The organism is Streptosporangium sp. NPDC002524, assembly GCF_040295985.1.
In the GTDB taxonomy this organism is placed as follows: Bacteria; Actinomycetota; Actinomycetes; order Streptosporangiales; family Streptosporangiaceae; genus Streptosporangium.
On sequence record NZ_JBEOWK010000014.1, the window covers coordinates 268,913 to 288,789 of the forward strand.

14 protein-coding genes are annotated in these 19,877 nt (G+C 72.4%); 11 read left to right on the top strand and 3 right to left on the bottom strand.

From position 1 onward, the window contains the following. Nucleotides 1-9: 9 nt before the first annotated feature. Nucleotides 10-1,401, bottom strand: coding sequence for a M20/M25/M40 family metallo-hydrolase (locus ABT053_RS24855; protein ID WP_502991848.1), 1,392 nt, complete (start codon nucleotides 1,399-1,401; stop codon nucleotides 10-12). 425 nt (nucleotides 1,402-1,826) lie between these two features. Between ABT053_RS24855 and ABT053_RS24860 the strand changes: the two genes are divergently transcribed. The 9 genes from ABT053_RS24860 to ABT053_RS24900 all read left to right on the top strand — a co-directional run bounded on the left by ABT053_RS24860 (nucleotide 1,827) and on the right by ABT053_RS24900 (nucleotide 14,006). Beyond that, a complete protein-coding gene (locus ABT053_RS24860; protein ID WP_350971745.1) occupies nucleotides 1,827-3,635 on the top strand; it encodes an ABC transporter substrate-binding protein in 1,809 nt (602 codons plus the stop codon). Further along, nucleotides 3,632-4,639: an ABC transporter permease gene (locus ABT053_RS24865; RefSeq protein ID WP_350971748.1), complete on the top strand. Its 1,008-nt coding sequence runs from the start codon at nucleotides 3,632-3,634 to the stop codon at nucleotides 4,637-4,639. The genes ABT053_RS24860 and ABT053_RS24865 overlap by 4 nt, the downstream gene beginning before the upstream one ends. A gap of 82 nt (nucleotides 4,640-4,721) precedes the next feature. Beyond that, nucleotides 4,722-5,669, top strand: coding sequence for an ABC transporter permease (locus tag ABT053_RS24870; protein ID WP_350971750.1), 948 nt, complete (start codon nucleotides 4,722-4,724; stop codon nucleotides 5,667-5,669). A 4-nt stretch (nucleotides 5,670-5,673) separates the two neighbouring features. After that, nucleotides 5,674-7,044 (top strand): ABC transporter ATP-binding protein, encoded by a 1,371-nt coding sequence (locus tag ABT053_RS24875; protein ID WP_350971752.1) that lies wholly within the window; start codon nucleotides 5,674-5,676, stop codon nucleotides 7,042-7,044. Continuing rightward, nucleotides 7,041-8,051: an ABC transporter ATP-binding protein gene (locus tag ABT053_RS24880; protein WP_350971753.1), complete on the top strand. Its 1,011-nt coding sequence runs from the start codon at nucleotides 7,041-7,043 to the stop codon at nucleotides 8,049-8,051. The genes ABT053_RS24875 and ABT053_RS24880 overlap by 4 nt, the downstream gene beginning before the upstream one ends. A gap of 143 nt (nucleotides 8,052-8,194) precedes the next feature. Next, complete coding sequence (locus ABT053_RS24885; RefSeq protein WP_350971756.1) at nucleotides 8,195-9,103, top strand: GNAT family N-acetyltransferase; 909 nt, start codon at nucleotides 8,195-8,197, stop codon at nucleotides 9,101-9,103. A gap of 128 nt (nucleotides 9,104-9,231) precedes the next feature. Continuing rightward, nucleotides 9,232-10,161, top strand: coding sequence for an N-acetylmuramic acid 6-phosphate etherase (gene murQ / locus ABT053_RS24890; protein WP_350971758.1), 930 nt, complete (start codon nucleotides 9,232-9,234; stop codon nucleotides 10,159-10,161). Nucleotides 10,162-10,409: 248 nt separating this feature from the next. Further along, entirely contained in the window at nucleotides 10,410-11,612 is a 1,203-nt protein-coding gene (locus ABT053_RS24895; protein WP_350971760.1) for a serine hydrolase domain-containing protein, read from the top strand. Nucleotides 11,613-11,927: 315 nt separating this feature from the next. Next, nucleotides 11,928-14,006: a hypothetical protein gene (locus ABT053_RS24900; RefSeq protein ID WP_350971762.1), complete on the top strand. Its 2,079-nt coding sequence runs from the start codon at nucleotides 11,928-11,930 to the stop codon at nucleotides 14,004-14,006. 135 nt (nucleotides 14,007-14,141) lie between these two features. Here the strand turns inward: ABT053_RS24900 and ABT053_RS24905 are convergent, their stop codons facing one another. Then, nucleotides 14,142-15,041, bottom strand: a complete 900-nt coding sequence (locus ABT053_RS24905) for a MurR/RpiR family transcriptional regulator (RefSeq protein WP_350971764.1) — start codon at nucleotides 15,039-15,041, stop codon at nucleotides 14,142-14,144. Nucleotides 15,042-15,056: 15 nt separating this feature from the next. After that, nucleotides 15,057-16,574 (bottom strand): glycoside hydrolase family 3 protein, encoded by a 1,518-nt coding sequence (locus ABT053_RS24910; RefSeq protein ID WP_350971765.1) that lies wholly within the window; start codon nucleotides 16,572-16,574, stop codon nucleotides 15,057-15,059. Nucleotides 16,575-16,910: 336 nt separating this feature from the next. Between ABT053_RS24910 and ABT053_RS24915 the strand changes: the two genes are divergently transcribed. Together ABT053_RS24915 and ABT053_RS24920 are read left to right on the top strand one after the other, a co-directional pair. Beyond that, entirely contained in the window at nucleotides 16,911-18,527 is a 1,617-nt protein-coding gene (locus ABT053_RS24915) for a glycoside hydrolase family 10-like protein (protein WP_350971767.1), read from the top strand. Nucleotides 18,528-18,576: 49 nt separating this feature from the next. Beyond that, the gene (locus tag ABT053_RS24920; RefSeq protein ID WP_350971778.1) at nucleotides 18,577-19,731 is read left to right on the top strand and encodes an anhydro-N-acetylmuramic acid kinase; all 1,155 of its coding nucleotides are present in this window, start codon (nucleotides 18,577-18,579) and stop codon (nucleotides 19,729-19,731) included. Nucleotides 19,732-19,877: the final 146 nt, after the last annotated feature.

The window sequence follows — 19,877 nt, forward strand, 5'->3', positions numbered from 1 at the left end:
GCGCTCATGTCACGCGAGCACCGCCCTGATCAGGCCCGTGAGCAGTGCCGTGCGGCCGGGCATCTCGGCCACGACGACGTGCTCGTCGTCGGCGTGGGCGCCGCCGCCCACCGCGCCGAGCCCGTCGAGGGTGGGACAGCCCGCCCCGGCGGTGAAGTTGCCGTCGGAGGCCCCGCCCACGCCGACCCCGGTGAGGGGGGCGAGGCCCAGCTCGGCGGCGACCTCCCGGGCGAGGGCGAACAGCCCGGCCGACGAGGCGTGCTCCAGGGGAGGGCGGTTCGGGCCTCCGACGATCTCGAGGCGGGTCCCGGCGATCCGGGGGGAGAGCGCCCGCATCAGCTCGTCCACCCGTCGCTGCGCGGCGAGGGTGGGCACGCGGGCGTCCACCGACAGGCGGGCCAGCGCGGGCACGGTGTTGCCCGTGGTCCCGGCCGACAGCACGGTGGGTGTGACGGTGGCCGGGCCGAGGGACTCCGGCGTCACCGGGCCGCCGTCCGCCCGATGCCCGTGAACCCGATCGCCGTGGGCTTGGCCGCTGTTCACCCGGTCGCCGTCTGTCCGGGGTTCGTTGCCCCCGTCGCCGGGGGCTCGGCCGTCGTGAATCCGGCCGCCGCCCGTCTGGTCGCCGCTCGCCTGGCCGCCGGCCTGGTGGCCGTGGGGCTGGTCGCTGTCCGCTCGGCCGTCACTCGTCCGGTCGCCGGGGGCCCGGTCGTTGTTCACCCGGTCGGCGATGCCGGTGACGGCGAGGATCTGGTGGGCCAGCTCGACCCCGGCGTTCGCGCCCCGGCCGGGGTCGAGCCCCGCGTGCGCACCACGGCCGTGCACCACGACCTCGTACATCGACGTGCCCTTGCGCGCGATCTTGAGCGCGCCGCCCTCGGCGCTCGCCTCCAGGACGAACGAGGCCGCGAGGCCGCGCGCCGACTCCTCGACCAGCGCTCGCGAGGTCGGGGACCCGACCTCCTCGTCCCCGGTGATCAGCACGCACACCCCGTCCGGTGACGGCAGCGCGGCCAGCGCGTGGAACATCTGGACCAGCCCGGCCTTCATGTCGAACACCCCGGGTCCCCGGGCGATCCCGTCGGCGACCGACCAGGGATGGGTCAGGAGGGAGCCGATCGGCCAGACGGTGTCGTGGTGGCCGAGCAGCAGCACCCTGGGCGTGCCGAAGGTCCACCGCAGGTGGGTGACCCCGCCGATCACGATCGTCTCGGCCCTGACGCCGAGCACGCGGTGCCCCTGGTCGGCGACCACCCGCGCGCTGCGGGCCACCGCCCGGTGGTCGGCGGAGAACGACTCGCACACGACGAGCTCCCGCAGGTCCTCGATCATGACATCCAGGTTCACCGTGGTCGCCTCTCCGCCGATGCGTTCCAGCCGCGTCACCGCGTCACCGCTCACCGCTCACCGCTCACCGCGACCGTACGACAGGTCGGGGGGCGGCGGCTCGTTCCCGCCGTCCTGACGGGATTCTCCCGGGCTGGGATTCCCGGTCCGCGCGCCCAGCGGAGATCGTCCGCCCCGCCGTCCTGCCGGATTCTCCGTCCGTGCGCCAAGCGGAGATCGTCCATTCCGCCGTTCGGTCGGATTTTTCCCACCCGTGCGTCCGACAGAGATCGTCCGGCCCGGATCGCCCGTTCCGCGCGGGGACGGCCATGATCGGCGCGGGGTGGCGCCGGGGCGGTCGGTCGGTGAAGGAAAACTACAGGGAGTATCACGGGAGTGGAGATAATTGACGCGGATGGTGGGTCGAACGTATTGTCCGGACAACGCCGACGCCTCGGTATTGGTGCCTTGACCTCGAAGAACACCCAACGGAGCGGTTCATGAAGCGACTAGCAGCGGCAGCGGTCACCCTCTGCCTTGCCGCCGGTACCGCGGCGTGTGGCAGCGGCGGCGACAGCTCCGCCGGTGGCGTCTTCACCACGATCGACGCGCTCAAGCCGGGCATCGACGCGAACGCGCCGATCAACCCGTACAACCCCAAGGGCAACGCCTTCCGGGGCTACAACGCCGAGTGGCTCGGGTGGACCAAGAACCATCTGACCGATCCGAACCAATTTTATCCGGGGGTCGCGCGGAGCTGGCAGATCGCCCCCGACCAGTCCTCGATCACCCTCAGGCTCCAGCCGGGCGGGAAGTGGTCCGACGGGGTGCCGATCACCGCAAAAGACGTGAAGTTCTCCATCGGCCTCGCCTACACCCAGGGCGGCACCGCCTACGCCCTCGACCCCTCCGCGGCCGGTACGGCCTCCGACATCAAGATCGTGGACGACCGGACGATCAAGATCACCCAGGCGGCGAAGAACCCGAGCTCCTCCTTCGTCCGCAGCGTCATGGAGACCGTCATCGTCCCCGAGCACGTCTGGCGCGGCGTGCTGCCCGCCGACTTCTGGCAGAGGCTGAAGCTCGCGCAGAGCACCGCCCCCGGCGCCGAGGCGGCACGGGCCGGGATCACCAGCCTCGCGGACAAGGTCATCTCCTTCGCCCCGGCCAAGGACGTCTCCGCCGGGCCGTTCGTCCTGAAGCGCGTCAACCCGGGCGAGGCGCTGCTGGTCAAGAACAGGAACTTCCACAACGCGGCCAACGTCGCCGCCGACCAGGTGCGGATCCTCAACTACACCGGCAACGAGCAGGTCTGGAACTACCTGGTCGCCGGAAGGCTGGACAGCGCCCCCTTCACCGCGGTCCCCGCCGGGGTGATGCGGCGGATCACCCAGACCTCGGGCAACGCCGTCGTCAGGGGATACTCGCCCGTCAGCGAGGGGCTGGCGTTCAACCAGTCCAGGAAGCCCTACGACAACGTGCACGTCCGCCGGGCGCTGGCCTACCTGATCGACCGTAAGCAGGTCACCAAGGTCGCCTCCCCCGAGGGCGGCACCGCCTCGCTCACCACCTCGGGCCTGCACCAGCAGGCCGCGAAGGCGTGGCTGGGCGACGGCCTCGCCACCCTGGACCCGTACCGGCACGACCCCGTCAAAGCCGCGAGCGAGCTGCGGGCCGCGGGCATGCGGAAGGCCGACGGGAAGTGGACGATGCCCGACGGCAGCCCCTGGAAGATGACCATCAACGTGCCCGCGTCCTTCTCCGACTGGCTGGCCGGAGCCAAGGCCGTCACCAGCCAGCTCAACGACGCCGGGATCGACGCGCAGGTCGTAACCACCGCCGACTACCCGCTCTACCTGGAGGAGATGGCCGCCGGGAAGTACGACCTCGGCTTCTGGCTGGTGGCGCTCGGCCCCGCGCCGTACAACATCTTCCAGCGCCTGTACGGGGCCCAGAACGGCTGGCAGCTCTTCGGCGGCAGGCTCAAGCACGTCGCCCCCGGCACGGAGGGCAACTGGATGGGCGGCGCCGAGACCATCGACGTCAAGGGGGCGGGCAGGGTCAACCCCGGCGAGCTCGCGGTCAGGCTGAACTCCGTCCCCGAGGCCGAGCAGCGGAGGATCGTCTCGACCCTCGCCAGGACCGCCAACCAGGACCTCCCGGTGATCCAGCTGTGGGACTACGTCAACACCCAGGTCGTCAACACCACCCGGTTCACCGGATTCCCGGGTGACGACAGCGACGCGCTGCGCCTCACCTCCGGGGTCTGGCTCCAACTCGGCATGGTCAAGAGGAAGGACCGCGCATGACGGTCATCGCACGCCGTCTCGCGGGCCACCTCGCCCGCGGGCTCGCCATGGTCCTGGTGGTCACCACGATCAGCTTCGTGATCATCAGGAACATCCCGGGCGACCCCATGAAGGCCCGCTACGAGAAGCTGGTCGAGCAGGGCATGTCGCCCGACCAGGCCGAGCGCGCCGTCGCGGTGCTGTACGGGTTCATGCCGAAGGGCACGATGTGGGAGCAGTACCTCGACTACATGAGGGGCCTGCTCCACCTCGACCTCGGCCAGTCGCTGAGCGTCCCCGGAGCGGAGGTGACCACCCTGCTCGGCGCGGCGGCCACCTGGACGATCCTGCCGGTCCTCGTCGGCACCCTCCTCAGCTTCGCGGTCGGCATCATCCTGGGCGTCTACGCGGCGATCAAGCGGTCGAGCAAGCTGGGTGACGTCCTCGCCGTCTCCGGCTCGCTCCTGCACGGCCTGCCGCAGTACGTCCTCGCGCTGCTGCTCAGCGCGGTCTTCACGACCCTGCTGCCGATCTTCCCCTCCAGCGGCACCGCCGACGTCACGCTCGAACCCGGGCTCAACGCCGCCTACCTCGGCTCGCTGGTCCAGTACGCCACGCTGCCGGTCCTGACCTACGCGCTGGCCGGGTACGGGGGCTGGATCCTGGCGATGAAGTCGAGCGTGGTCACCGTGCTGGGCGACGACTTCATCCTCGCCGCCGAGCTGCGCGGCATGAAGCGCGGGATCGTCTTCCGCTACGTGGCGCGCAACGCGATCCTGCCGCTGTTCACCATCCTGGCGCTCTCGCTGGGCCTGCTGTTCGGCGGCGCGATCTTCATCGAGCGGATCTTCACCTACCCGGGGCTGGGACTGCTGCTGCTCAACAGCATCACCGACCGCGACTACGCGCTGATGGGCGGGGCCTTCCTGCTGATCACCGTGGCGATCGTCATCGCCAACATCGTGGCCGACATGCTCTACACCGCCATCGACCCACGGGTCCGTTCCGGACAGGAGGCGTCATGACCGGAGTGACCGGAGTGACCGGACGAATCGGGAAAGCCGTGGGAAGCGGCTCCATGATCACGTACCGGCCGGAGGTGGTCGCGTGACGGCGCCGGTCATCACCACTCCCGGTGTTCCGGGCGCCCCGGGGGCCCCGGCCGCCCCCGGCGTCTCCGGCACCCGCGCGACGCTGCGGCGCAACTTCCGGCGCGGTGTCTGGCGGGTGCTGCGGCGCAAGCCCAGCCGGATCGTGGGCGTGGCCATCCTGGCCGTGTTCGCGTTCATGGGGATCTTCGGGGCGCTGCTCTACCCCGCCCGGCTGCCGCGCGACGACAACGCGCTCTACGCCGCGCCGAGCCTGGCGCACCCCTTCGGCACCGACTTCGAGGGCACCGACGTGCTCGCCCTGGTGATCACCGGGGCCCGGTACGTCCTGCTGACCGCCCTGGTCACCGCCGTCATCACGGTCGCCCTCGGCACCGCCGTCGGGCTGTTCGCGGGGTTCCGGCGCGGGCGCTGGGACAGCGTGCTCATGCGGATCACCGACATGAAGCTCACCATCCCCGCCCTCCCGCTGCTGCTGGTCCTGTCGACCGTCTGGAAGTTCACCAGCGCGCTCGAGATGGGCCTGGTGCTCGGCCTCCTCGGCTGGGGCGGGGTGGCGCGCGCCGTACGGGCGCAGACTCTCTCGCTGCGCGAGCGCGGTTTCATCGAGGCGGCCAGGGGGCTCGGCCTGTCCGGCCGGCACATCGTCTGCAGGGAGCTGCTGCCCAGCATGGCCCCCTTCATCGCGATGAACATGCTCATCGCGGTGACCGGCGCGGTGTACGCGCAGGTGGGCCTGTTCTTCCTGGGCGTGCTGCCGTTCGACGCCAACAACTGGGGCGTCATGCTCAACCTCGCCGTGTTCGGCGGCGGCGCGCTGACGACGACCACCGCGTTGCCGTACATGCTGGCGCCGCTGCTGGCGATCCTGCTGCTCACCCTGGGCATCGTCCTCGTCGTCGACGCGATGGACGAGATCTTCAACCCCCGGCTGCGGGAGGACTGAACAGATGTTCACACGTTCGGATTCGGAGAAGGCGTCCGCTTCGGAGAATGCGTCCGCGACACCGGGCGAGCGGCTGTCCGCGGCCATGCGGAGGACCTGGGGCAGCCGAGGCACCCGCAAGACGGAGAGCGCCGCGACCCCCCGCGACGCGGGGAGGGGCGGGCCGCCGGGAGTACGCGTCGGCGACCTGTCCGTCGTCTACCGGACGTCGGCGGGCGAACTGCCCGCGGTGTCGGGCATCGATCTCGTACTGGTGCCCGGGACGATCACCGGGGTCGTCGGCGAGTCCGGGTCCGGCAAGTCCACCCTGGCGCTGTCGCTGCTCAACGCGGTCCAGCCCCCCGGCAGGATCCGCTCGGGCAGCGTAGAGATCGACGGGCTCGGCGACGTCGTCGGGTTGCGCGGCGACGACCTGCGCCGGGCGCGGGGACGGCACATCGGATACGTCTTCCAGGCCGCTCAGAACTCCCTCAACCCGCTCAAGACGGTCGGCAAGCAGCTCCTCGACCTGGGCCGCTCGCACGACATCCAGGACCTGCGGGGGCTGGTCGGGGACGCGAAGGACCTGCTCGGCAGGATGGGCATGGACGGCGCCCGCGTGCTCGACTCCCACCAGCACGAGCTGTCCGGCGGGATGCGCCAGCGGGTCGGCATCATGCTCGCCCTGGTGCTCAACGCCCACCTCGTCATCCTGGACGAGCCCACGACCGCCCTCGACATGATCACCCAGGCCACGATCCTGCGGATCGTCAGGGAGGTCCACGAGGAGCGCGGGCTCACCACGCTCGTCATCACCCACGACCTCGGCGTGGTGGCCGAGGTCGCCGACCGGCTCGCCGTCATGTACGGCGGGCGCGTGGTGGAGCAGGGGCCGACCACCGAGGTGCTCGGCGCTCCCCGCCACCCCTACACCCAGGGCCTGATCCGGGCCATCCCGCGCCTGATCGGCGACATCGGGGAGGCGAGGGCGCTGCCCGGCCGCCCGCCGACGCTTGGGACCGTTCCGTCGCGGGGATGCGTCTTCAGGGAGCGTTGCGAGCTGCGCATGGACGTCTGCGAGACCGAGGAGCCGCCCGCCGTCGCGCGCGGCGAGTGGATCGTCGCCTGCCACGCCGTCGCCGCCCGCCACGCGGACGAGGACGCGGCCACCGCGCGCACCGGGAACGTCGCGCGTGGCGTGAACGGAGACGGGGCCACGAACGGGACCGGGACCGGAGTTGGGAACGCCGTGCATGCCGCGAACGGGACCACGAACGGGAACGGAGACGGCACCGCGGACGGAGAGGGAGAAGGGACCGCGCACGAGGACCGGGACGCGGTCCTGCGGGGAGCCGGACGGGGCACCCGGGCACACGGACCGAGGGAGAAAACGTGATCACTGGTCAGGGAGTCACGAAGACCTTCAAACAGCGGGGCGGCTTCCTCCCCGGACGTGAGGTGAAGGCGCTGCGCGGCGTCGACTTCGCCATCCCGAAGGGCGGGGCGGCGTCGTTCATCGGGGAGTCGGGCTGCGGCAAGACGACGCTCGGCCGGATCATCGCCGGGCTGGAGAGGCACGACTCCGGGGAGATCACCATCGACGGCACGCCCATGTCGTCGCTGCGCCCGAAGCAGCGCGAGCCCTACTTCCGCCGCATCCAGCTCATCCACCAGGACCCGTACTCGGCGCTCAACCCGACCCGCACCGTGCACCAGACGCTGGACGCGCCGCTGTCGCTGCGGGCCGCGCGGACCGGCCGCTCGCGGGCGTGGGTGGACGGGCGCGCCCAGGAGCTGCTGGAACTGGTCGGCCTCGACCCCGGCTACGTGCTGTCGCGCTACCCCCACCAGCTCTCCGGCGGCATGCGCCAGCGGGTCGTCATCGCCCGCGCCCTCACCGTCGACCCCGAGATGCTCGTCGCCGACGAGGCCGTCTCCATGATCGACGTATCGCTGCGGCTCGGCATCCTCGCCCTGCTCAAGGACCTTCGCGAGCGCCTCGGGGTGAGCGTGCTGTTCATCACCCACGACGTGGCGACCGCGCGCTACATCGGTGACGACGGCGAGCTGTACGTCATCTACCGGGGAGAGGTCGTCGAGCGCGGTCACGTCGAGACGATCATCTCCGGCCCCGTGCACCCGTACACCCAGTCACTGCTGTCGGCCATCCCCGTGCTGCACGGCCTGGAGCGGCCCGGCGAGGAGCCGGTGACGCCGACCGGGGCGCTCGACGAGAGCCGCCTCGACGCGGGCTGCCTGTTCGCCCGGCGCTGCCCGTTCCGTACCGATCGCTGTGAGTCGGAGCATCCGCTGCTCGGCCACGGCGGAGGTACGCCCCAGGAGCACGCCTGTTTCCACCCCGCTCCGCGCAACGTCGTCGCCATGCCGGTCGGCCACTCGTGAACCCGCTCGGAAACGGTCCCTGGACGGTGCCGTGGAGCGCGGGCGAGGCGCCCGGGGCGTCCGGTGGCCGCGAGGCGTCGAGGGCTTCCGAGGCGCCGGGGGCTTCCGGAACGCCGAGGACCTCGGCGGCGCCGGGAGCCTCCGTGACGCCGGGAATCCGCGAGGCGCCCGGGACACGTGCGGCGTCCGGGATCCGCGAGGCCGTCGCCGCCGACGCGGTGGCGCTCGCGGGAATCGCCGGGGCCGCGCTCACCCATGACGCGGGGGAGGCCGCGAGCCTGGTCGCCAGGCTCGCCACGCCGCCCGCGCACCGGTCCTGGACGGCGCTGGTGACCCGCGACCTCGACGGGGTGGCGTTCGTCTCCATGTCGGAACGCGACCCGCACGCGGGCCACATCGACCTGCTCGCGGTGCGTCCGGAGGCCCGGGGGACGGGCCTGGGCCGGGCACTGGCCGTCGCGGCCGAGGACTGGTTGCGCGGACAGGGGGCGGCCGAGGCCCGCTTCGCCGGCAACCCGCCCTGCTACGCCTGGCCCGGCATCGACGTGCGCTACACCGAGGCCGCCTGCCTGGCCGAGAGCCTCGGCTACGAGCGCTACCGGGTCGCCTGGAACATGACCGCCGACCTCACCCGGGACCTCTCCGTCGACGCCGACCTCGCCCTGCTGGCGGCCTCCGGGGTCACCGTGCGCGCCGCCGCCCCCGGGGAGCGCGCCGCCGTGTCGGCCTTCGTCGAGGAGCACTGGAACGCCCGCTGGGCCTGGGAGGCGGAGCAGGCCACCGGCTGCCACTACGCCGTCAGGGAGGGCGAGATCCTCGGCTTCGCCGCGTGGGGTTCGCGGCCCTCCTGGTTCGGCCCGATGGGCACCGCGCCGGCCGCGCGGGGCCTGGGGGTCGGCCGCGTGCTCGTACGCCGCTGTCTCGCCGAGCAGCGGGCCGCGGGCATGTCGAGCACCCAGATCGGCTGGGTGGGGCCGCTGCGCTTCTACGCCAGGGCGGTCGGCGCGCGCGCCGAACGGGTCTTCTGGCTCTACCGCCGTGGCCTGCCGTGACCGCCCCCGCCCACCGGGGTGGGCCGATGGACGGGCTCCTATCGGGTATGTGCCTGTAACGCCCTCACCGTCCGAAGATCGGCTACTCAGCGGTAGCGAGATCAGGAAAACTAACGACATGGGACGTCATGAGTGATCAACTAGCCACACTGTCCACGCTGTCCACCGAGCAGAGCGATCCGCGCTACAGCCGGATCGACCGGCTTCCCACCGACCAGGTGGCCCGGCTGATGAACGCGGCGGACACCGCGGTGCCCGCGGCGGTGGCCGAGGTGATCCCGGAGATCTCGGCCGCGGTGGACGCGGTCGTGGCCCGGATGAAGGCCGGGGGCCGCCTGTTCTACGTGGGCGCGGGGACGTCTGGCCGGCTGGCCGTACTGGACGCCTCGGAATGCCCGCCGACCTTCGGCACCGATCCCGAGCTCGTCCAGGGCGTCATCGCGGGCGGCACTCCCGCCCTGACCCGTTCGGTCGAGGGCGCTGAGGACGACCACGCCGGGGGAGCGGCCGCCCTCGGGGAACGGGGGGTGGGCGCGCTCGACGCGGTGGTGGGCGTCTCCGCCAGCGGCCGCGCGCCCTTCGTGCTCGGCGCGCTCGCCGAGGCGAGCCGCAGGGGCGCCCTCACCGTGGGACTGTCGTGCAACGCCGCGACCCCGCTGTCGGCGGCCGCGCTGCACCCCATCGAGGTGATCGTCGGCCCGGAGGTGGTGACCGGCTCCACCAGGCTCAAGGCGGGGACCGCGCAGAAGCTGGTCCTCAACATGATCTCCACGATCGCGATGGTCAAGCTGGGCCGTACCTACGGCAACACCATGATCGAGGTGTCGGCGATGAACTCCAAGCTGGCCGACCGGGCCGCGAGGATGGTCAGCGACATCACCGGGGCGGCCCTCTCCGCCGCCCGTTCCGCGCTGGAGGCCGCGGGATGGCACGTGAAGGTCGCGGTACTGATGATCGAGCACGGTCTCGACGCCGGTGGCGCCCGGCTCCTGCTGGAGCGGCACGGCGACCGCCTCGAGGCGGCGCTGGAGGCGGCGAAGCAGGCCAGGGGCGCCTGAACCCCTGGCGCGACCTTCATTGCGACGGGAACCGGTGCCGGGCATGAAACCGGTTCCTCGCCTGGCACAGAGTCCGGGACCGGATCGATATCCGGGGGCAGATTCGGAGCTGAGGGCGGCACCGGGACCGATAGCGGGAATGGCTTTGGAACCGAACACCGGGACCTGAGAAGGTGGGCTCGGAGCCGAAGGCGACACCTGGGCCGGTGCCGGGAGCGAGCTCGGAGCCGAGGGCGGGAGCGGGAGCGGTGACCGATCGTTCTGATTGTTCCGATGGTGAGGAGGGTGCCCGGCTCGCCGGGATCCTCGGGGCGGCGGTGCCGCGCGTCTGCTCGGCGGCGGTGGCCGCGATCGCCGTGGACGGGGTCACGGTGGCCGTCGCGGCGGCGGGGGAGGCCGTGCGCTACGCGTCGGCCTCCGAGGACCTCGCCGGAGAGCGGCCACCCGCCCTCCGTGACTCGATCTTCGACCTCGCCTCGATCACCAAGCTCTTCACCACGGCCGTCATCCTGTCCCTGGCGGAGGACGGCCTCCTCGGCCTGGACGAGCCCGTCGCGGCCTGGCTGTCCGGCGCCGGTCGCGGTGGCCACGGTGGCCAAGGCGGCCACGACAGCTACGACAGCCACGACAGCCATGACAGCCCCGACGGCCATGACAGCCACGGCGGCCCCGGCGGCTACGGCGGCGCCCCCGAGGTCACCCTGCGGCACCTGCTCACCCACACCGCGGGCCTGCCGCCGGGACGCAGGGCCCACGAGGAGATCCCCGGCGACGGCCCGGAGGTCCGCGCCGCGCGCATGGAGCGGATCCTCTCGACACCGCCGATCGGTCCCGCGGGCGAGCGCTACCTCTACTCCGACGTCGGGCTGATCACGGCGGGCCGGGTGGCGGAGATCGCCGGTGGGGCCTCCCTGGACGAGCTCGCCCGCGCCCGGGTCGTCGATCCGCTGGGCCTGCCCGACACCGGTTACCGGCCCGCCGCGTCCCTGCTGCCCCGGATCGTCGCCACCGAGCACAAGCCCGAGCGCCCCGGCCCCGGATGCGTGCGCGGAGAGGTTCACGACGAGACCGCGCACGGCCTGGGCGGGGTCGCCGGGCACGCCGGGATCTTCTCCACCGCCGGCGACCTCGTACGCTTCGCCGAGGCGCTGCGCACCGGGGGAGCGCCGGTGCTGGGGCCCGGCGCGGTCGCCGAGATCACCCGCGACCACGGCGTGCGGGGCGCGGACTTCCGCCACGGCCTGGGCGTGCGCATCGGCGACCCGGCGATCGTCGGCCCGCTGGCCGACGCCTACGGCCACTCCGGCTTCACCGGCACCTCGCTCGTCGTCGATCCCGGGCGTGCCCTCACCGTCGTCCTGCTGACCAACAACGTGCATCCCCTGCGCGGCCGGGCGGGCATCCGCGACCTGCGCCACGCGGTCGCCGCCGAGGCCCTGCGCCTGTCCTGAGCCCACTCGGAGCCGTTCCGAGCCCGTTTCGAGCCCGTTCCGAGCCCGCGCACGCGTCTGTGGCCCGGCTCGCCGAATCAGCGAAGAGCCCCGCCGGGATCGGTCCCCGAGTCCGCCGGGATCGGTCGGCTGTTCCGGGGGTGGAGCTCGTGTTTCCGGTTCATGCGACGTCCTGTGACAGGTCACCGGGACAGCCGGTGTTCGTGGCCCGACGTCGGATGACCACGGGTGCGCCGATTCGCTTCACTTCGGTCCGGCGCCGGCCTATCCGGCCGGTGTCCGGTGGTGGATCATCTTCTGGAAGCGGGAGGTTCGATGTCGTTCAAGAAGACCGGCTCCACCAGGAAGAAGCCGACGGCCAAGAAGTCGACCGGCGACGAAGACGAGTCGATGAGCGTTGAGGAGAACGACGGCGCCGACCAGGAGGACTCCTCGGACCTCTCGTCCTCCGAGAAGCAGGAGGAGCAGAAGGACCAGCCGTCGCCGGTCCCGCTGGTCGTCGGCCCCCAGACAGACCTGCACAAGAACAAGCGATCGGATTTCGAGAACTCCCAGAACTCCCAGAACTCCCCGGCTTCCGGCGGCAACGGCGGGTGGCCCGCCCAGGACAGCGCGGCCGCGGAGCGGGCGCTCATCACCCTGTTGGGTGAGCAGACCATGGCTGTGTCGCTGATCCAGTCCATGACGTACGAGGAGTTCGTGGCTCTTCGGGCCGTCAGCCGGCGGACCAGGGCCGTGGTGGACTCGTATCTGCCCGCGGAGAGCGAGGGCCTGTCCACGCGTGCGAGGATCGCGCACCTCTTCATCCGGTTCCAGGGCATCGGGAAGTACGCGTCGCCGTTCCACGTCCTGTATCTGGCCCGGCAGTTCCCCATCCCGCTCCACTCCGAACTGTGGCAGGCCTTCGGGATCGCGGTGGGCATGCCGGGCGCCGGTCCCGGCGAGATCCTGGCGCAGCTGGCGGCCCGGCAGGGCTGGCTCAGCGACGCCGATCTCCGGGCGGGGATCGCCGGTCTCACCGAGGACGGGGAGCGGCAGGCGATCCTGCTGAACGACTTCGACCTGGCGGCGACCGAGGTGAACCCGCTGTTCAACCTGGACACGGATATGCTCTCGTTCGCCATGCCGGACGAGAGCACGAGGGGGCTTTCCGCCGCCAAGGCGGAACAGATCAAGAGCAACGTGCACGAGCGGCTCGCGGCCAAGATGAGCACGATCAGGGAAGAGATCATCCATGACGTCGGCGGCAAGAAGGGATGGAGCGCGAAGTACCGCAGACGCATCGCCGTGAACGAGAACATGGCGGTGCAGCGGGCCCTGGACCGGCTGGCATGGGTGCTCGCCCATCTGAACGACGCCCGCGAATGCGTCGCGGTGGCCCACACCGAGGGCGAGCTGCACACCTGGGCGAACAATCCCGACGACCGGATGGGAAAGGACCTGGAGCTGCTCGTCAAGGCCGGCAAGGTCGATGACGAGGCCGGCATGGACGACCTCAACGAGACGTTCGACGAGCTGTGGGCCCTCCTGAAGAGCTCCAGTCTCGACGAGAGGACGGGAGAGGGCGGCGACCTGCACATGGCGGAGCGGCGCCTGCTCAAGGCGATACGCTTCCTGGCCGACCTGCAGCAGAAGTGGACCGAGCTGAAGATCCGCGCGCACGAGGAGACCTACAACCTCGGCAATGAGGACCGCAAGGTGCACACCGAGATGCAGGCCGCCACCCAGCTTCTCCAGAACCGCGACCGGGCTCGCGCGGAGGCGGATCGGAAGACGCTGCACCTGCTGGAAACGATCGTGATCGCCATCGGCATCTCCAAGCTGTGCTGTCTCAAGTGCTACCTGGGGATCCTGGCCATGCGCGGGGAGGGCATCCGGTTCGGCATCACCGGGACCCACCTCACCACCTACGCCTGGCCGGTCTCCCCGGCCCTCGTCGCACCGGCGCTGCTCAGGGCGATCCTCGGCGTCCCCGACGAGCCGACGGACAAGCAGGACGTCGCCCTCGCAGCCGCCATCGACAACGACCTCCAGCGGAGGGCCGTCATCAAGGCGATCGAGAGCTTCGACCACTCCGGCGGCATGGGCGAGACCGGGTACGTGTCGAGCGAGGACGAGGAGGGGCTGGAGTTCAGGTACGCCCCCAGGTCCGAGTCCGGTTCCGGTTCCGGCTCCGGTTCCGGCTCCGACTCGGAGTCCAGTGAGGCCCCTCGCGGGGACAAGCAGAAACGGACTCTCGACGAAGCCGGGGAGGGGGAGTACAGCGAGGAGGACGGCCCGCCCGCGCAGAAGAGGTCCCGGACCTCGGCCTGGCAGGAATGGCAGGACGTGCAGAACGAGCAGGAGGAGTCCGACGAGGAGTCGAGCGACGACTACAACCCCCAGGAAGACTGAGGATCGCGCCGGCCCCCGGTCGGAGAGCCGGGGAACCGGAGAGCCGGAGAGCCGGAGAGGTCGCATGCCGCCGGTCGTACGCCATGGTCGTACGACCGGCGAACACGTCGGGAACCCCCGGCGGCGGGTGTACGGCTAGGAGGGCCTGTTCCGGCGGCGGTAGTCGGTCCTGAAGCCGTCGATGGCGTCCCGGGTGGCCCGCAGCGCCGCGTCCGAGGTCTCGAAGGTGCGCTGGGCGATGCCGACGAAGATGCAGTCGACGATCAGGAGCTGGCTGATCCGGCTGGCCAGCGCCCCCGGGCGGAAGGCGGTCTCCCGGCCCGCCGAGACCAGGACGTGGTCGGCGAGCTCGGCCAGGGAGGAACGCGGGTTGTTGGTGATGGCCACCGTGGTCGCGCCCGCCCGCCGCGCGACGCGCGTCGGCGCCAGCACGTCGGGGGTCTCGCCGGTGCAGCTCACCGCCACCACGACGTCGTCCTCGCGCACCAGCGCCGCGCTGGTCAGCGCGAGGTGCGCGTCGGTGTAGGCGTGGCCGGGCAGGCCGATCCGCATCAGCTTCTGCGCCATGTCGGCCGCCACCAGCCCGGAGGCGCCGACCCCGTAGACGGCGACCTTGCGCGCCCCGGCCACCGCCTCCACCACCAGGCCCAGCCGGTCGGGGTTGAGCTGCGCCGCGGTGTCGGCGAGCGCCTCCGACTCGGCCCTGGCCACCTTCGCGATCACGTCGGTGAGCGGGTCGTCGGGGCCGAGGTCACCGGGGACCAGCCGTTCGGGCTCGTCCCTGGCCACCGCGGCGGCCAGGGCGAAGCGCAGCTGGGAGTACCCGGCGAAGCCCAGGGCCCTGGCGGTCCGCACGATCGTGGCCTCGCTGGTGCCGGAGGCCGCGCTGAACTCGGTGATGGTGCTGCGGGCCACCACCCCGGGGTCGTCGAGGATGAGACGGGCGATGGACTGAGCCGCGGGGGTGAGGGAGGGGAGGACGGCCCTCACCGTGGCCACCAGGTTCACGGGGGTGGGGCCGTCGAGGACGTTCATTAAGCGCCTTTCATGTCATAAATCAGCGTATTGGTCACCGGTCAGCCAGCGAGCCACGGCGCGGGCCGAAGCCCGGGAGATGCCGTTCGTGGTCACGTACACGGCTCCCGAGGGTTCGCCCGGCATCCCGGTCTCGACCACCACGGTGTCGGGGCGCAGCGCGACGGCCCGCGCCAGCAGCTCGCCGACCCAGGGGTGGCGCCTGGCGTCGTGCACCACCATCACCAGCGGGCGGCTCCGGTCGCTCAGGTCGGGCAGCTCGGGCGCCTCCACGGTGACGACGTGGCCGACGGTGCCCGGCAGCAGCTCGGTGAAGGCGCCGATGAGGCCGGTGAGCATGCCCGGCTCGACCGCCTCGCTCAGCCGGGGAGCGATGTCGACGACCAGCGGCGGCCCGGGGAGCACGGTCGGGGCGGCCGTGGCGGTCACGCGGATGGCCGCGCGGGCGGTGCGCAGGCCGAGCTCCTCGCCCTCGTCCCCCGGGCCCCGGGCGGCGATCCCCGCCGCCCGCGCCTCCGCGGTCGCGCTCGCGGCGTACCAGCTTGACAGGGCGAGCACCCGGGAGGCGGCCTCGGCCAGCCGGTCCTCGCCCAGCCTGCCCTCCCGTACGGCGTCCACGATGGCGTCGCGCAGCTCGTTGACGTTCTCGCCCCCGGGGGCGGAGATGCCCGCGCAGATCGCGTCGGCCCCGGCCGCCAGGGCGCGGACCGCGATCTCCCCCGGGGGGTGCAGGGCCGCGACGGCGCGCATCTCGATGGCGTCGGTGACGATCATCCCGGTGAAGCCCATCTGCTCGCGGAGCAACCCGGTCGTGATCCGCCGGCTCAGCGTCGCGGGGTTCTCCGGGTCGAGGGCCGGGATCAGCAGGTGCCCGCACATGACGGCCCGCACCCCGGCGGCCACCGCCGTGCGGAAGGGCGGCAGGTCGCGCTCGGCGAGGAGCCGGGGGGAGGCGTGCAGGGTCGGCAGGGCGTGGTGGGAGTCGGTGTGGGTGTCGCCGTGGCCGGGGAAGTGCTTGGCGCAGGCGGCCACCCCGGCCCCCTGGAGCCCGGAGATCCAGGCGGCGGTGTGCCGGGAGACCAGCTCGGGATCGGCGCCGAAGGAGCGGACGCCGATCACCGGGTTGACCGGGTTGGCGTTGACGTCGGCCACCGGGGCGTAGTCGAGGGTGATGTCGGCCGAGGCGAGGAGGCGGCCGATCTCCTGGGCGACCAGCCGGGTCCCCTCGGCGTCGTCCCCCACGCCCAGCGCCCGGTTGCCCGGCCACGAGCTGCCCCGCGCGGCCTGCAGGCGGGTGACGGAGCCGCCCTCCTCGTCCACCGCGATCACCGCCGCGGGGTTCTCCGCGCGCAGCCGAGCGACCAGATCGGCGGTGTGGCCGAGATCGGTGAGGTTGCGGGCGAACAGCACGGTCCCGCCGAGGCCCTCGTCGCCGAGCGCGCGAAGCAGCCACCCGGGCGGCTCGGTGCCGTCGAAACCCGGCTGGAGGACGGTCATGGCCAGCCGGGCCAGATCGGGGCTGCGATGGGGCATTCGGTCACCTTCTCGGTCGAGGCAGGCGTCTTCTGACAGGTCGGCGGAGGGAGGTGTCTCAAGGCAGATTACCCATCAATGACAATTTTCTTCATTATCATTGCCTTCGAAGTAGCTTTCTGTCATTCTCGCGATCGAGAACCCGTGACCTTGTGATCTTGTGATCTTGTGACTTCGTGATCCCGTGCCGGTCCCGCGATCTTCTTCGCGCCCGCCCTCACATCCGCACCTCCACCGTCGTGCCGCCTCGCGCCCGTCCTCGCGCCCGCCCCGGTGCCCGCCTTCCGCCTCGGCCCCGTCGTGTCCGGGCCGTGGCCGAACACCCCTGGAGTCCGCATGAGCTCATCCAGCCGGCGAACCGTCCTGCGCGGCCTCGCCCTCGCCGTCGCGGCGACCGCCGTGCCCCTGTCCGGCCGGGCCGCGGCCGCCACCGGGATCTCGTACGAGACCGGGACCGGGACCTGGACCGGGCGAGTGCCGCCGCTGCGTCAGATGCGCGGCATGTGGATCGCCTCGGTCGCCAACATCAACTGGCCGTCGAGGACCGGGCTGAGCGCCGAGCGGCAGCGGGCCGAGTATCTCGGCTGGCTCGACCTGGCGCGGGCCCGCGGGCTCAACGCGGTGTTCGTGCAGATCCGGCCGACCGCCGACGCCTTCTGGCCCTCCCGGTACGAACCCTGGTCGCAGTATCTGACCGGCACGCAGGGAGGCGACCCCGGCTACGACCCGCTGGCCTTCCTGGTGGCCGAGACACACCGCAGGGGCCTCGCCTTCCACGCGTGGTTCAACCCCTACCGGGTGTCGATGCAGGCCGACCCGGCCCTGCTGCACCCCGACCACCCCGGCCGCAGGCACCCCGACTGGATCGTTCCCTACGGCGGCAAGCTCTACTACAACCCCGGCATGCCCGAGGTCCGCGCGTTCGTGCAGGACGCGATGATGGACGCGGTCACCAGGTACGACATCGACGGCCTGCACTTCGACGACTACTTCTACCCGGTCAACACCACCGACTTCGACGACAGCGAGGCCTACGCCCGGCACGGCGCGGGCTTCCCCGACCTCGCGGCCTGGCGGCGCGCGAACGTCGACCTCCTCGTACGGGAGATGCAGCGGCGGGTGCGGCGGGCCAAGCCCGAGATCGCCTGGGGCATCAGCCCCTCGGGCATCTGGCGCAACCGGGCCACCGACCCGCTGGGCTCCGAGACCAGCGGTGGCCAGTCCTACGACAACCTGCACGCCGACACGCGCGGCTGGGTCAGGAAGGGGTGGCTCGACTACATCGCGCCGCAGCTCTACTGGTACATCGGCCAGTCCAACGCCGACTACGCCAAGCTGGTCCCCTGGTGGTCCGGCGTGGCGGCGGGCACGGACACCCAGCTGTGGATCGGCCAGGCGGCCTACAAGGCCGGGGCGGCGGGCCAGCCCGCCGAGTGGTCCCGGCCCGGCGAGCTCAGCGATCACCTCACCCTCAACGAGGGCCACCCCGAGGTCGGCGGCGACATCTGGTACAACTCCGGCGACGTCCGCGACGACCGGATCGGCTCGATCAGCGCCGTGGTGACCGGCCACTACAGCCGTCCCGCGCTCTCCCCGCTGCTGCCCAGGCTCGCCTCCGGCCGGGCCCCCGGCCGCCCGCTCGTCCCCCTGGCGCGCCGGGTGCGCGGCGGCGTCGAGCTGAGGATCCTGGCCACCGGCCGCAGGACCCCGTTCCAGTACGCGATCTTCCGGCTCGACCGGCGGGCCGGGCCCGGGGACCTCGCCGACGCCCGGCACCTGGTCGCGGTCGTCCCAGCGGCCCGCGACCTGCGCTGGACGGACCCGGCGGGCGCCGCGAGCGCGTACTACCACGTGGTGGCCGTCGACCGGGCCGGCCGCCTGAGCGCGCCCAGCGTCGGCCGCCGCGCCCGCGGTGACGGCCCGGCGGGATCCGGTGACCGCGAAGGGGCCTGAGGGGAGTGAAGGAGTCCGGGGATCGTGAAGGGGCGTGAGGGGGAGTGAAATGCGCGTGCTGGGGTTGATGTCGGGGACGTCCCACGACGGGATCGACAGCGCGGTCGTGGACTGGTCCCCGGACGGCGACGTGCTCACCGGCGCCGTCGAGCGCACCGGCACGCGGCCGTACGAGGGGTGGCTCCGCGAGCGCATCGCCGCCGCGCTGCCGCCCGGCCCGGCCGGCATGGCCGAGGTGTGCCGGCTCGACACGCTGGTCGGGCAGGCGTTCGCCGACGCCGCCGAGGCGTGCGGGCCGGTGGACCTCGTCTGCTCGCACGGGCAGACGATGTTCCACTGGGTGGAGGACGGCCGGGTGCGCGGCACGCTGCAGCTGGGCCAGCCCGCCTGGATCGCCGAGCGGACCGGCGTGCCGGTGGTCTCCGACCTCCGGGCCAGGGACGTGGCCGCCGGAGGGCAGGGCGCGCCGCTCGTCTCCTACCTCGACCTGCTGCTCCTGGACGGGCTGCCGGGGCGGAGCGGCGCGCTCAACCTCGGCGGGATCGCGAACCTGACCGTGCGGGACGCCGGGACGGCGTACGACACCGGCCCGGCGTCGGCGCTGATGGACGCGGCGGTGTCGGCCGCCACGGGCGCGCCCTACGACGAGGACGGCCGCCTCGCCGCCTCGGGGGAGGTGCACGAGGGGTTGCTGGCGGACCTGCTGGCCGAGCCGTACTACCGGGCGCCGCCGCCGAAGAGCACCGGCAAGGAGCTGTTCCACCCCGGCTACCTGGAGAGCAGGACGTCACCGTACCGGCCCGCCCTGCCCGACCTGCTGGCGACGCTGGCCGCGCTCACCGCCGAGACCGTCGCGGCGGAGATCCGGCGCCACCGCCTGGAGACGGTGGTCGTGTCCGGGGGAGGGGTGCGCAACCCTGTCCTGATGGCCATGCTGGCCGCGCGGGCCGGGGACGCGCGCATCGTGCCGAGCGACGAGCTCGGCGTTCCCGCCGACGCCAAGGAGGCGATCGCCTTCTCGCTCTTCGGCTGGCTGACGGCGCACGGGCTGCCCGCGACGGTCCCCGGCTGCACGGGCGCGTCCGGCCCCCGCCTCCTCGGCGCGATCACCCCCGGCGCCGGAGCGCTGAGGCTGCCGGAGCCCCTCGACGAGGGCCCCCGCCGCCTGCGCTTCACCACCCCGGCAGCGGGGGCGGCCGGGTAGGCCGGGAAAGACGTTCCTCGGGTTGCTCACGGACTCCCGGAACTCCTGGACTCTGAGACTCCCGGAACCTCCAGACTCCCGGACCCCCGGGCCCCCGGCTTCCGAGCCGGGGCCCGGGGGCCGGGGCGCGGCGCGGGCGTCGTGGC

What these genes read in the sequence shown, in the direction of transcription:
- ABT053_RS24865 (WP_350971748.1), top strand. Translation starts at nt 3,632, where the DNA reads ATGACGGTCATCGCACGCCGTCTCGCGGGCCACCTCGCCCGCGGGCTC.
- ABT053_RS24905 (WP_350971764.1), bottom strand. Translation starts at nt 15,041, where the DNA reads ATGAACGTCCTCGACGGCCCCACCCCCGTGAACCTGGTGGCCACGGTG.
- ABT053_RS24900 (WP_350971762.1), top strand. Translation starts at nt 11,928, where the DNA reads ATGTCGTTCAAGAAGACCGGCTCCACCAGGAAGAAGCCGACGGCCAAG.
- ABT053_RS24875 (WP_350971752.1), top strand. Translation starts at nt 5,674, where the DNA reads ATGTTCACACGTTCGGATTCGGAGAAGGCGTCCGCTTCGGAGAATGCG.
- ABT053_RS24860 (WP_350971745.1), top strand. Translation starts at nt 1,827, where the DNA reads ATGAAGCGACTAGCAGCGGCAGCGGTCACCCTCTGCCTTGCCGCCGGT.
- ABT053_RS24910 (WP_350971765.1), bottom strand. Translation starts at nt 16,574, where the DNA reads ATGCCCCATCGCAGCCCCGATCTGGCCCGGCTGGCCATGACCGTCCTC.
- ABT053_RS24915 (WP_350971767.1), top strand. Translation starts at nt 16,911, where the DNA reads ATGAGCTCATCCAGCCGGCGAACCGTCCTGCGCGGCCTCGCCCTCGCC.
- ABT053_RS24920 (WP_350971778.1), top strand. Translation starts at nt 18,577, where the DNA reads ATGCGCGTGCTGGGGTTGATGTCGGGGACGTCCCACGACGGGATCGAC.
- murQ (WP_350971758.1), top strand. Translation starts at nt 9,232, where the DNA reads ATGAGTGATCAACTAGCCACACTGTCCACGCTGTCCACCGAGCAGAGC.